General features: G+C 58.5%; 6 protein-coding genes and 1 tRNA gene. 1 reads left to right on the forward strand and 6 read right to left on the reverse strand.

Annotated features, from left to right (window positions below; all coding sequences use genetic code 11):
- Window positions 1–4: 4 nt before the first annotated feature.
- From KW846_RS03075 to rpsU, 6 genes are all read right to left on the reverse strand, one after another.
- Window positions 5–2,803: a DEAD/DEAH box helicase family protein gene (locus KW846_RS03075; protein ID WP_218481284.1), complete on the reverse strand. Its 2,799-nt coding sequence runs from the start codon at window positions 2,801–2,803 to the stop codon at window positions 5–7.
- A 538-nt stretch (window positions 2,804–3,341) separates the two neighbouring features.
- Window positions 3,342–3,418: transfer RNA gene (locus tag KW846_RS03080), tRNA-Ile, on the reverse strand.
- Window positions 3,419–3,433: 15 nt separating this feature from the next.
- A complete protein-coding gene (locus KW846_RS03085) occupies window positions 3,434–7,180 on the reverse strand; it encodes a bifunctional diguanylate cyclase/phosphodiesterase (protein WP_218481285.1) in 3,747 nt (1,248 codons plus the stop codon).
- Window positions 7,181–7,303: 123 nt separating this feature from the next.
- Window positions 7,304–9,151 carry an RNA polymerase sigma factor RpoD gene (gene rpoD / locus KW846_RS03090; protein ID WP_007980239.1) on the reverse strand — a complete coding sequence of 616 codons (1,848 nt, stop codon included), beginning with the start codon at window positions 9,149–9,151 and terminating at the stop codon, window positions 7,304–7,306.
- A gap of 67 nt (window positions 9,152–9,218) precedes the next feature.
- Window positions 9,219–11,186: a DNA primase gene (gene dnaG, locus KW846_RS03095; RefSeq protein ID WP_007980233.1), complete on the reverse strand. Its 1,968-nt coding sequence runs from the start codon at window positions 11,184–11,186 to the stop codon at window positions 9,219–9,221.
- Between the two features lie 480 nt (window positions 11,187–11,666).
- Window positions 11,667–11,882: a 30S ribosomal protein S21 gene (gene rpsU, locus KW846_RS03100; RefSeq protein WP_002551877.1), complete on the reverse strand. Its 216-nt coding sequence runs from the start codon at window positions 11,880–11,882 to the stop codon at window positions 11,667–11,669.
- Window positions 11,883–12,081: 199 nt separating this feature from the next.
- On the opposite strand from rpsU, the gene tsaD reads away from it, so the two are divergent.
- Window positions 12,082–13,107 carry a tRNA (adenosine(37)-N6)-threonylcarbamoyltransferase complex transferase subunit TsaD gene (tsaD, locus tag KW846_RS03105; protein WP_218481286.1) on the forward strand — a complete coding sequence of 342 codons (1,026 nt, stop codon included), beginning with the start codon at window positions 12,082–12,084 and terminating at the stop codon, window positions 13,105–13,107.
- The last annotated feature ends 19 nt before the right edge of the window (window positions 13,108–13,126 follow it).

Below are 13,126 nucleotides of genomic sequence, written 5' to 3' on the forward strand. Positions count from 1 at the left end.
GATCTTAGGCAGCCAACCGTTTGGTCAGCTGCAGGATTTCGGTGATTTCGGCCGGGCCGAACACGCCACGGATGCCTTGCGGATGGATGACCGTGAAGGGGGCGTTGATCAGGTCTTTCTTCTCCACCTTTTCGCGCTCGATAATGAAGTTCTTCAGCAGATTGAGGAAATCCAGTTGGCGGCCTACAAGGGCGGTGTGGGCACGAATGAACTGGTCAAACGCGGCGCTGACTTCGTCCGGGAAGCTCTGAAGTACCTCGATGCCAAGGATGTGGCGGATGAACTGGATGAAGCGTGCCTTCCGGTTCTTATAGACCTGGCGCAGTAGGTCTTCGGTTATGTGTGGGTGTTCTTCATGCAGCAATTCAGCCAGCTCGTTGGCCTCAAGCACGCTTATCTGCTCGCCGTTCTTGATCCTTTGCAGCACCGGGTTGTTCTCGGTGAGCTCGGTAATCAGGTTTTCGACCATTTCGCGGTAGCGGGTGATGCTCACGGCCTCGTGCTGCGGGCCGAACTCCACCCGTTCTTTTTTATGTAGTTCATCGACCAGATCCAGATGAGTTTGCTCTTGGTCAGTGTTTTTCTCGCGGAATTTCATCAGCGGACCCAGCTTGGCGATAATGTCATCTAAGGCGTCTTCGTTGGCCTTGGCCCAGTAGTAGCTGGTTTGCGCGGCGCGGATCAGGGCTTCTTCCTGCTTCACGAAGCTAACCGAAAGCGGCAGTTCGCTGATCTGCTCGACGATGCCTTCCTTGAGGGTTTCGGCTTGCCCCTTGTCTTCGTTCAGCACGGCCAGCGAGTACTCGAGAAGGTCACGCTCAAAGCGCATGGCCTTGAAATCTGCCTCCGACACTGTGCGAAACAACGGCTTGATTTCAGCACGCAAGAATTCGAGTTTCTGGTGAGAGAGGTTGATCCAGAAATTTTCCTGATCCAGTGTCGCCAGTGTGGCTGCGGCCTCTTTGATGACGACAGACGATTGGGGCAGCATGGCGATCTGGGTTCGCAGCTTTGTCACTTCACGTGCGGCAGTATCGACAACGCCGCAATCGTTGGCTTTCTCGATCTTGTCGAGTCGCAGGCCCACCAACCGCACAGGAAGCGGCAACTGGGATTTGAGTTCTTTGCCCTTGGGGTTGAGCTTGAAGTATTCGAAGTTGTCCCAGCAATCAAGAATCAGGAACACGTCTTTTTCAAGGCACCAGGGTTTGGGTTTGCTGGTTTCCAGCAGGCGCGTACCGCGCCCGACCATTTGCCAAAACTTGGTATAGGAGTACACCGGTTTGGCGAAGACGAGGTTGACGATCTCGCGCACGTCAATGCCGGTGTCTAGCATGTCGACGCTGATGGCGATGCGTGGCATGTCGTTGTTTGTGAACTGGTCGAGCAGGCCGCCTTTACCGTAGACGCGCGGATCATCCGACACCAGCACTTTAGCCAGTTCGCCGTTATATTGCGGATAAAGCTTGTCGAAGATTTCTTCCATACGCCGGGCGTGTGCCTTGGTGGCGCAAAAAAAGATGGTTTTCCCGGGCAGGACGCCATTGGCGTCCTTGATGGCGTCTTCCATGAATTCGCGAACTATCAGGGTGTTGGTGCCCTTGTTGATCACTTGTTTCTCGAGCTGAGAGCCTTCGAAGTTTATTTCTTCAACCTCTTTACCTTGCATAATCAGCTTTTTCTGGTCCTCCAGCGAGATGGTGCGCTTGCTGATGCCTTCCATCTGGAACTTGGTCTGAATTTTCATGACCTGGAAGTTGCAGAGGTAGGGAGGGATGTTGTTCACGGCCTCTTCAAAGGTGTAAGCAAAAGTCGGCAGACCGTCTTCGCAATGGAAAAGCTGGAAGGTGTTGTGGTCGATGATGTCAGTCGGCGTGGCGGTCAAACCCAGGGTGATGGTTTTGAAGTAGTCGAGCACTTCTCCAAAGGTGTTGTAGATGGAGCGATGGCTCTCATCAACGATGATGAAGTCGAAGAAGTGCGGCGACAATTGCTGCGTATCGCCCCGAATGATGTTAAGCATCGTCGGATAGGTGGCGACATACACGCGGCGATCTTTGGCGATGAGCGTTTCGCCTACGCGAGGCCAGCGTGGTTCGTTGGGCATGTGTTCCTTGAAGGCGGCCAGAGCCTGGTTACGCAAGGCAATGCGGTCGACTAGGAACAGCACCTTTTCGGTATGGCTTGCGCGCATCAAGGCGTCGACCATGGCGATGCAGGTGCGTGTCTTGCCTGTGCCAGTGGCCATTACCAGTAGGAAATCGCGCTTTTTTTGCTCGATGCCTTCGAGCACCGAACGAATCGCACGGATTTGGTAATCCCGCCCGGCAATCGAGGTGTTGATGAACTCTAGCGTCAGCGGTTTGCGGTTGCGGCGGATGTAGGCGAAGCGCTCCAGATCGTCGCGCGTGGGAAAACCGACGACCTTGCGCGGCGGGGCGTTTTCAAGATCCCAGAAGTAGGTCGAGTGGCCGTTGGTGTAGAAACAGAACGGTAATTCCCCGCTTAACTGCTTCTGGATATTGTAACAATACTGTTTGGCCTGCTCACGGCCGATGGCGGCGTCACGGCTGGTTTTCTTGGCTTCAATGACGGCCAGCGGTTTGCGGTCTTTGCCCAATAGGACGTAGTCGCTGAATTGATGGCCTTCGTAGGGCGAACGCGGTTCGGCCACACCTTCGGGTAAGGCGGTCAGAATGTCGAACTCTTCGATGACTTGGGTGGGATCTTTGACGTTCCAGCCAGACAAGGCGAGTTGCTGGTCGATCAGGTCCGCTCGCGTTTGTGCCTCAGATTTGGTCATGAGTTACCGTCCTCCCTGTCGGCCGTGCTGTGCTTGTAGCTGGTTCTATCACCAGCCGCCCGCCCGTTGCGCTGGCAAAGGTGATGCAGTTTTTGGTAATTTTGTTCCAGTCTACCGTCTTGCCGGTCAGCACCCGTAAGGATGTCTGGTCGAGTTGCTGTCGTCCCTGACTCACGCGATCCTTCTCCCGGCGTGCTTCATATTTGTTCTCCCTTCACTCTCCAGCTCGTCGTTGGCCCGGCCTGTGCGTACGCGACTTTATCACCAACGACGAAGTAGTGCGTAAGCAGCGTAGGAGTGGGGATCATCGGGTCCGTAGTCAACTCTCTATCAAGCTGGAGTGTCGGTCCCGAGTTGTGGCAATCGGCCAAAAGCTGAACGGTCAATGCATCGCGCGGTAGCTCTAACTCGACCGCACAAGTCCGGCAAGCCTGGTCAGTGAGTTGGGCTTTTTTGCTGGATGCTTACAAAGTGCTTACAAAGTCGTCAGAAACAAAAAAGGTCAATCGCAATGATTGACCTAACTTGTTGATTTTATTGGTGGGCCCACACGGACTTGAACCGTGGACCAAAGGATTATGAGTCCTCTGCTCTAACCAACTGAGCTATAGGCCCTCAGTAGGTCGCGGATTATAGCGACGGTTTCGCGGCTGTGCTATCCGAAAAAGCCATTACGGTTGTACGAAGAAACGTCGCGGCGAATTCGTCGGGGGGCAAGGGCAGGCTGACGATGTAGCCCTGGATCTGTTCGCAGCCCTCGGCGGCGAGGAATTGCTGTTGCGCTTGGGTCTCGACGCCTTCGGCAATCACGGTGAATTGCATGCTGCGTCCGAGGGCGATGATGGCGCGTACGATCGCCGCGTCGTGGGGATCGTCCGGCAGGCCGCGGACGAAGGACTGGTCGATCTTGAGGATGTCCAGCGGCAGGCGCTTGAGGTAGCTCAGGGACGAGTAGCCGGTGCCGAAGTCATCGATGGCCAGTTGCACGCCCAGATGTTTGAGTTGATGCAGCACCGCCAGCGCTTCTTCGGCCTGGCTCATGATGAAGTTTTCGGTGATTTCCAGTTGCAGGAATCCGGGGTTGAGGCCGTTGTCCTTGAGTAACTGCTCGATACGACCCAGCAGGTTGGGTTGGCGCAATTGGGCGCCGGCAAGGTTGACCGACAGCGGGCCGGGGCTTTCGTACAGGCGGTGCCATTCGGCCATCTGCCGGCAGGCGGTTTCCAGGACCCAGTCACCGATTTGCAGGATCATGCCGTTTTCTTCAGCCAGCGGGATGAAGTGTTCTCGCGGCACGTCGCCAAAGGTCGGGTGGCGCCAGCGGATCAGGGCTTCGGCGCCGACCAGACTGTAGTCGTCGAGGCTGATTTTCGGTTGGTAGCACAGGTGCAATTCGTTGCGCTCGATGGCGCGGCGCAGTTCGTGTTCCAGCGCCACGCGTTCGCTGGCCTGGGCGGTGAGGTCGCGGGTGTAGCTTTCGACGCGGTTGCGGCCCTTGGCCTTGGAGCGGTACATCGCCGCGTCGGCGTTCTTGATCAGCGTGGCAACGTCGCAGCCATCCTTGGGATAGAGGCTGGTGCCGATGCTGGAGCTGATGAAAAACTCGTGTTCGCCGGCCTGGAACGGCGCGGCGAAACAATTGAGCAGCTTGGTGGCGATGTTGTCGGCATCACTGGATTGTTGCAGGCCCGGCAGTAGGATAATGAACTCGTCACCGCCCAGGCGTGCCACGGTGTCGATGTCACGCAACTGCTCCTTGAGGCGTGCGGCAATACCCTTGAGCAGCAGGTCGCCCACCGGGTGGCCGAGGCTGTCGTTGATGTGCTTGAAGCGGTCAAGGTCGAGGAACAGCACGGCGCCCTGGCCGCCGTTTTCCTGCTGGTTGTTGAGTGCCGTCAGCAAGCGGCTTTCGAACAGCGTGCGGTTCGGCAGGCCGGTCAGCGGGTCGTGGTGCGCCTGGTAGTCGAGCTTGGCCTGGGCATGCTTGAGGCTGGAGATGTCGGCGAATACCGCGACAAAGTGGGTGATGAACTTGTCACGGTTGCGCACGGCGCTGATGGTCAGCCAGCTCGGGTACAGCTCGCCATTTTTGCGCCGATTGGAAATCTCGCCCTGCCAATGACCTTCGGCAGTCAATTGATGCCACATGGCCGCGTAGAACGCGCTGTCATGCAAGCCCGAAGCGAGCAGCCGTGGCGTGTGGCCCAGCGCTTCGCTTTCGCTGTAACCGGTGATTTCGGTGAAGGCACGGTTGACCGCACTGATGTGCTGTTGGGTATCGGTGATCAATACGCCTTCGGCGGTGCTTTCGAACACGGTCGCGGCTTGTTGCAGTTTTTCCTGCATCAGGTGCCGCTCGGTGATGTCCCGGGCGATGGTCAGCATGCAGTCGTCATCGCCGATCGGCAGCGGACGGCTGGACACTTCACAAAGGCGGATCTGCCCGTCGCTGCGGCGGATATGGCAACTGAAGTCGCGGACAAAACCGTCCCGATGCAGCAGGTCGAGCATTTGTTTGCGTTCATTGAGATTGACCCAGATCCCCAGGTCCAGCACCGAACGATCCACCGACATGGCGCTGTTGAATCCGGTGATGCGACTGAAACCCTCGTTGACCTCCATCAGCAAGCCGTCACTTTGCCGCGACAGCAGCAGGCCGTCGGGGGACGCATGGAAAGCCTTGGCGAACTTCTCTTCGGACGTTTGCAGTTGTTGCTGGGTTTCCTTGAGCTGGGTGATGTCCCGCACCACGACCACCAGCGCCGGTGTCATGTCGAGGTCGAACGGTTCGGCGGAGATCAGCCCGGTGAACACCTGGCCGTTGCTGCGACGAAAGGGCATTTCCAGGTTGCGGATGCTGCCGGCCTGCAAGCGTTGCAACAGACCCGGACCAACGCCGGGAATCCCCCAGATGTTCAGATCGGTGGCGGTCAGTCCAATGACGTCCTCGGCCTTGAGGCCGATCTGTTCTTCGAACGCTTCGTTGACCTCCAGCAGGCAACCGTCGCTCAGGCGGGCGATCACCAGAATGTCAGGGCATTGCTGGAACACGGAAGCGAATTTCTGTTCCGACAGGCGCAGCGCTTCTTCGGTGCGCTTGGCGTCGGTGATGTCGATCATCAACCCGCGCATCACCGGCTCATGCCCATGCTCGATCAGGCTGACGATGTCGCGCACCCACAGGCAGCGCCCGTCGGCGGTAATCACCCGGTAATCGAGGCGGTGATCGCGTCCGGCCAGCACTTCGTGATCGCAGAAAGTCTGGGCACGAATCAGGTCGGCGGGGTGAATGATGTTGCGCCAGAAGCCCGGAATCAGCCAATGGGAGAGGGGATAGCCAAGAAGATCTTCGGCGTGGGGCGATACATAGCTGTAGGTGTAGTCGGTGACCCTTGCCTCCCAGGCGATGGCCGACAGGCTCTCTACCAGGCCGCGATAGTGGTACTCGCTGCTGCGCAGTTCCTGTTCAAGATCGACCCGGCGGGCGATTTCCGAACTCAAGCGGCGGTTGATGCGAATAACCGCCGCCAGCACCAGGGTCAGCAGCAGCAATCCGGGCAGGCCATACACCAGCAGGTCATTCCAGAAAGTTCGATGATCAATGACGTTACCGACCCAATGCTCCTGAATGGCGCTGATTTCGGCGGGGCTCATGTCCGCCAGGACTTTGTCGAGAATGCCGACGAGAATTGCGTTGTTGCGGGGTACGGCCATGGCCAGTTGATAGCGATAGGGGGTTTCACCGCTGACATACAGCCCATCGAGCTTGAGTTGGCGCAGGCTCCAGACGCTGGACGCCAGATCGCCCACCACCGCATCCACTGCACCTGTGGCCAGCGCCTGTAACGCCGAGCTGACGTTCGGCATCGCCACTAGGTTCAGGTCGGGATTGTGGGTGCGCAGCAGTTCGTGGGGGGCATAGTTTTCCACCACGGCGATTTTCAGGCCATACAGGTCTTGCAGGTTGTGTGGTTGGGCGCCCCTGACATGGGCCAGGATGACGATCGGAAAATCCAGATAGGGGCGGGTGAACGACAGGTATTTCTGGCGTTCCGGGGTCGACATGATGCCCGGAAGCAGGTCGATTTTGCCCTTTTTGGCTTGTTCCAGGACGGCGGTCCAGCTCACCGGCTCAATGGGCGTGAGTCGGGTTTTCAGCCTTTGGCGAATGACCTCGATGTAATCCGCGGCAAGGCCCTGGTAGCGGCCCTCATCGTCGCGAAACTCGAAGGGCGGCCACGATGCATCGACACCCAGGCGCAAGTCCGGGTGAGCCGCCAGCCAGCTACGTTCATCCTCAGTTAGAGTCAGCGCGCCAGCCGTTGCGGTCCAGGTCATCAGCGACAGCAAAAAAAGCACGGTCGGCAGTCTGGGCATAACGGTCTCGTTATGGCTCTGGGGAATGTTTCGAGTGTAGACGGGCTACAGGGCGGAGGGGAGGTGTGGAGATATTAATCTGCCATAAAACAAAACCCCCGGCCTGGGCCGGGGGTTTTGTGATTACTCGTCGAGGAAGGAGCGTAGATGCTCGCTTCTCGTCGGGTGGCGCAGCTTGCGCAACGCCTTGGCTTCGATCTGACGAATCCGCTCACGGGTCACGTCAAACTGCTTACCAACCTCTTCGAGGGTGTGGTCGGTATTCATGTCGATACCGAAGCGCATGCGCAGTACCTTGGCTTCACGGGCAGTGAGGCCGGACAGCACTTCGCGAGTCGCTTCTTTAAGGCTCTCAACGGTTGCAACATCGATTGGCGACTGCATGGTCGAGTCTTCGATGAAGTCACCCAGATGGGAGTCTTCGTCATCACCGATCGGCGTTTCCATGGAGATCGGCTCTTTAGCGATCTTCAATACCTTGCGGATCTTGTCCTCAGGCATTTCCATGCGTTCGCCCAGCTCTTCCGGGGTCGGTTCGCGACCCATTTCCTGCAGCATCTGCCGGGAAATGCGGTTGAGCTTGTTGATCGTCTCGATCATGTGCACCGGAATACGGATGGTGCGGGCCTGGTCGGCGATCGAGCGAGTGATCGCCTGACGGATCCACCAGGTGGCATAAGTCGAGAACTTGTAGCCGCGGCGGTATTCGAACTTGTCTACCGCTTTCATCAAGCCGATGTTGCCTTCCTGGATCAGATCGAGGAATTGCAGGCCGCGGTTGGTGTACTTCTTGGCGATCGAGATCACCAGACGCAAGTTGGCTTCAACCATCTCTTTCTTCGCGCGGCGGGCCTTGGCCTCACCGATCGACATGCGACGGTTGATGTCCTTGATCTCGGCGATGGTCAAACCGGTTTCGGTTTCCAGCGCGGTCAGCTTCTGCTGGCAACGGACGATGTCCGGCTGCAGACGACCAATGGCTTCAGCGTATTTGCTTTTGCCTTTGGCCAGGGCGTCACTCCAGCTTTCGTCGACTTCGTTGCCCGGGAACTGGCGCAGGAAGTCTGCACGCGGCATGCGCGCATCACGAACGCAGAGCTGCATGATTGCACGCTCTTGCTGACGCAGGCGATCCAGGGCACTGCGAACACGCTCGACCAGGGCTTCGAATTGCTTCGGTACCAGTTTGATCGGCATGAACAGGTCGGCCAGGGCCAGCAACTCGGCAATCGCTGCCTTGTTGTGACGACCGTGCTTTTTCAGCGCCTTGCGGGTGATTTCCATCTGATCGGCCACAGCGCCAAAACGCTGGGCGGCGATGATCGGATCCGGACCGCTTTCGGCTTCTTCCTCGTCATCCGAGGCTTCACCGTCTTCGTCGTCGGTGTCGTCATCCGCCTTGACGGCTTTCGCGTCAATCGGTGGCGGCACTTCTGCCGCAGGCGGCGCGATGCCGTCGTCCGGGTCGATATAACCGCTCAGGACGTCGGACAGGCGGCCACCTTCGGTGGTGACGCGGGTGTACTCGGAGAGAATATGATCAACCGTGCCAGGGAAGTGCGCGATGGCGCTCATCACCTCACGGATGCCCTCTTCAATACGCTTGGCGATTTCAATTTCGCCTTCACGCGTGAGGAGCTCCACCGTACCCATTTCGCGCATGTACATGCGCACCGGGTCGGTAGTGCGACCAATGTCGGTCTCGACCGCAGCCAACGCTGCAGCGGCCTCTTCGGCTGCGGCTTCGTCGGTATCGGCGTCGGCCAGCATAAGGGAATCCTTATCTGGCGCAACCTCGAATACGTTGATCCCCATGTCATTGATCATGCGGATGATGTCTTCCACCTGTTCCGGATCTGAAATATCCTCCGGCAGGTGGTCGTTGACCTCCGCGTAAGTCAGGTAGCCCTGCTCACGACCAAGTGTGATCAACTCTTTGATACGAGACTGCTGTTGCGCTTTTCCGGACATAACACCCTATCCACTGAAGGTCTTGGCGGGCAAAAAACAAGCCGAGGATTATACCTGAGCTATGACCTCACGCGCCAGTTGAGGTCGGGTTTGATGCGGAAACATTGCGACTTAAAAGGTCGCGCAGTTGGTTTTTCTCTTCGGTGCTCAATTCACTTTGACGTGCTTTTCGAAGAAGTTGTTCCAGGTTTCGCTCGCGTTGGCGGGCTGACAAGCTAGTAATGGTGTCGAAAAACTGTTGTTCAAGGTTATCTCCATCAATCAGCCATTCCTTTTCCGCCAGGGCTTTGAGCAAGCGGCCCTGCTCTGTGCCGTGCCAGCGGGCAATCAGCTGAATTGAGTTTAGCTTGGGATTCTTCTGCACGGCCTCGAGCAGCGCCACCAGCAATTGTGTGTTGGTGTGATCCTCGGCGGCGAAGTGCCCGGCATCCTCGACTTTCTCGGCCAGTTGCGGGTGATGCAGCAGCGTGCGCAAGGCGGCGAGGGTCGGCGGTTCTACGGCGGCGGGCACACGTGGCGCGCGGGGTTGATCGCGATCACCGCCCCGTTTGCCATTCTTGTCCCACGGCTTCTTGTCCCATTTCTTGCCTCCTGCACCGGGTTTCTTTGGCGTCCATTCCTGCTGCGGCACATACATGTCCTGTGCCTGCGGCTGATGATAGTCGCTGTAGTCGGGCATCGCGTCGTAATCGATGCCCGGATCGTAGGCCGGCGGTGCTTCCTGCGGGGCGCTTTGTGCCAGCTGGCTCACCGCTTCGCCGCTCAGGCCGGTGATTTCGCTCAGGCGCTGACGCATCAGGGTGCGCAGGTTGGCGCCAGGGACTTTGTCGATCAGCGGTGCGGCGAGGGTGGCCATGTGGGCCTTGCCCTCGAGCGAGCGCGGGTCGGCTTCTTCCGTCAATTGCTGGAAAAAGTAATCGGCCAGAGGTTGTGCATGCTGGTTGATTCGTGCGCGGAAGGCGTCGGTGCCTTCGGAGCGGACCAGGGTGTCCGGATCCTCGCCCTCGGGCAGGAACAGAAAACGTGCACGACGACCGTCCTGCAGGCTCGAAAGTGTCGCCTCCAGTGCCCGCCATGCCGCATTGCGACCGGCCTGATCGCCGTCGAAGCAGAACAGCACGCTGGGCACGACGCGAAACAGCCGCTTGAGGTGCTCTTCGCTGGTGGCGGTCCCCAGGGTCGCGACGGCATTGCGCAGGCCTTGCTGGGCCAGGGCGATGACGTCCATGTAGCCCTCGACGACGATGATCTCGTCGAGGTTGCGGTTGGTCTTGCGCGCTTCGTACAGGCCGTAGAGTTCCTGGCCCTTGTGGAATACTGGGGTTTCCGGGGAGTTGAGGTACTTCGGCTTGTCGTCGCCCAATACCCGGCCGCCAAAGGCGATGACGCGCCCGCGGCTGTCGCGGATCGGGAACATCACGCGGTCGCGGAAGCGGTCGTAACGTTTGCCGCTTTCGGCGTTTTCGATCAGCAGGCCGGCATCGATCATGGCTTTTTGTTGCAGGGTATCGCTGCTCAAGTGCTTGAACAGGTTGTCCCAGCCAGGCGGTGCAAAGCCCAGGCCGAAGTCCCGGGCGATTTCGCCGGTCAGCCCGCGACCTTTCAGGTAGTCCACGGCGGCCTTGCGCGATGGATGGCTTTTCAAGGCCTGGCGATAAAAGTCGGCGGCGGCGCTGAGCAGCGGATACAGCGGCGAATCGGTCGGCTGCCGTGGCTTGTGCGGGCGGCCGCTTTCTTCGCGGGGGATTTCCATGCCAGCGGCTTTGGCCAGTTCTTCGACCGCCTGGACGAAATCCAGGTTGTCGTGGTCCATGATGAAGCCGAGGGCGTTGCCGCCAGCGCCGCAGCCGAAGCAGTAATAGAACTGCTTGTCGGGGCTGACGCTGAACGAGGGCGTTTTTTCCTTGTGGAACGGGCAGCAGGCGGTGTGGTTCTTGCCGGCCTTTTTCAATTGCAGGCGCGAGCTGACCACGTCGACGATGTCGGTGCGGTTCAGAAGGTCGTCAATGAAGCTCTGGGGAATTAGCCCGGCCATGGCGTTCTCGTCATCTGCGCTGAAAGGAGCCCGAAACGTACGGCGACCGAACGCGGGCGTTGATTGAAGCGCGCAAAGTGTGCGGCTCGACCAGTGTCGTCTGCGTAATCGCTGTCGGGAAGTGTATCTGCCGAAAATCCACTGACGTTAATGCCAATCAGTATTCGGCTGTTTGAATGTGTTGCGCTGAATCCGCTGCGGCCAAACACAGGCCTCGGATAGCTCATCATTCGGCACGCAAGCAGGTGCCTTGGGCTGATCGTCGTGAGAGGAATCAGTGGGTGTGCTCGTCAGTAGCCTTGAAAGGCTCGTCAGAAAAGACGTGCACCGCTGGCAAAAGAGCCAGGTCTGACGCGGTGAAGCAGATTTGTCTCGGTCGCGTCTGCGGCTTTGACAGTGAAGCATCAAGCGTTTTACGCAAATGCCATAAGCCCGGCTGAGGGCCGGGCTTGGCAGAAGCTTGCTACGGTCGTCTGCGTATTAGTACAGACGAACGGCGCGGCGCTGTTCGCGCTGAACTTTCTTGGCGTGACGCTTAACAGCAGCAGCTGCTTTGCGCTTACGCTCAGAAGTTGGCTTCTCGTAAAATTCGCGGCTACGAACTTCAGCCAGTACACCGGCTTTTTCGCAGGAGCGCTTGAAACGACGCAGAGCTACGTCGAAGGGTTCGTTCTCTTTTACTTTGACGGCTGGCATCCAGAGCTACCTTCATTCATTACCGGGGTCAACATCCTCGCGGCAAAAGAGCACTTGAAGACGTCGGTTTTTAAGGGTTGCGGATGTTAACCCCTCATCGCTCGGAATGCAAAGCCTCTGATCGAAAACCGCTGGTCGGGGCATCCCGCGACGACTATTATGCGCGCCTTCGAATTCAGCCTAAACAAGGCGCAAACCCATGCTAGTACTGGGATTAGAAACCTCCTGCGACGAAACCGGCGTCGCATTGTATGACAGTGAGCGCGGGCTGTTGGCCGATGCGCTTTTCAGTCAGATCGACCTGCACCGCGCCTATGGTGGCGTGGTGCCGGAGCTGGCCTCGCGCGATCACGTCAAACGCATGCTGCCCTTGATTCGTCAGGTGTTGGCCGAGGCCGACTGCGTGCCGACCGAGATCGACGCCATCGCCTATACCGCGGGTCCTGGCCTGGTCGGCGCCTTGTTGGTGGGGGCTTCCTGCGCCCAGGCGCTGGCCTTTGCCTGGGGCATTCCGGCCCTCGGCGTACACCACATGGAAGGTCACTTGCTGGCACCGATGCTGGAGTCGCAACCGCCGGAGTTCCCGTTCGTCGCTTTGTTGGTCTCCGGTGGTCATACGCAACTGGTTCAGGTCGACGGAATTGGTCAGTACACGCTCCTGGGCGAGACCCTGGATGATGCGGCCGGCGAAGCTTTCGACAAGACGGCCAAAATGATGGGCCTCAATTATCCGGGCGGACCGGAGATCGCTCGCCTTGCAGAGCGGGGTGTTGCAGGGCGTTTCGTCTTCCCGCGTCCGATGTGCGACCGGCCGGGCCTGGATTTCAGCTTCAGTGGCCTGAAAACCTTTGCGTTGAATACCTGGCAACAATGCGTCAGTGCCGGGGACGACGGCGAGCAAGCCCAATGCGACATCGCACTGGCGTTCCAGCAGGCCGTGGTGGAGACTTTGACCATCAAGTGCAAGCGTGCCCTTAAAGCCGCCGGCATGAAGCGCCTGGTGATCGCCGGGGGCGTCAGTGCCAACAAGGCGTTGCGCACTTCTCTGGAGAAAATGCTCGGCGATATGAAGGGCGATGTGTTTTATGCCCGTCCGCAGTTCTGTACCGATAACGGCGCGATGATCGCCTTTGCCGGCTGCCAGCGCTTGCAGGCCGGTCAGCAGGAAAGCCTGGTGATCAGCGTGCAGGCACGCTGGCCGATGGAGCAGTTGTCGGCGTTGTGATGAGCGGCGCTCATGTCCG

Origin of the sequence: Pseudomonas sp. PDM32 (genome assembly GCF_019219225.1) — a bacterium.
Classification (GTDB): Bacteria; Pseudomonadota; Gammaproteobacteria; order Pseudomonadales; family Pseudomonadaceae; genus Aquipseudomonas; species Aquipseudomonas laurylsulfatiphila.

Bases quoted from the DNA above. Each gene is read 5' to 3' on its own strand.
- tsaD (WP_218481286.1), top strand. From the start codon at position 12,082: ATGCTAGTACTGGGATTAGAAACCTCCTGCGACGAAACCGGCGTCGCA.
- dnaG (WP_007980233.1), bottom strand. From the start codon at position 11,186: ATGGCCGGGCTAATTCCCCAGAGCTTCATTGACGACCTTCTGAACCGC.
- rpoD (WP_007980239.1), bottom strand. From the start codon at position 9,151: ATGTCCGGAAAAGCGCAACAGCAGTCTCGTATCAAAGAGTTGATCACA.
- KW846_RS03075 (WP_218481284.1), bottom strand. From the start codon at position 2,803: ATGACCAAATCTGAGGCACAAACGCGAGCGGACCTGATCGACCAGCAA.
- KW846_RS03085 (WP_218481285.1), bottom strand. From the start codon at position 7,180: ATGCCCAGACTGCCGACCGTGCTTTTTTTGCTGTCGCTGATGACCTGG.
- rpsU (WP_002551877.1), bottom strand. From the start codon at position 11,882: ATGCCAGCCGTCAAAGTAAAAGAGAACGAACCCTTCGACGTAGCTCTG.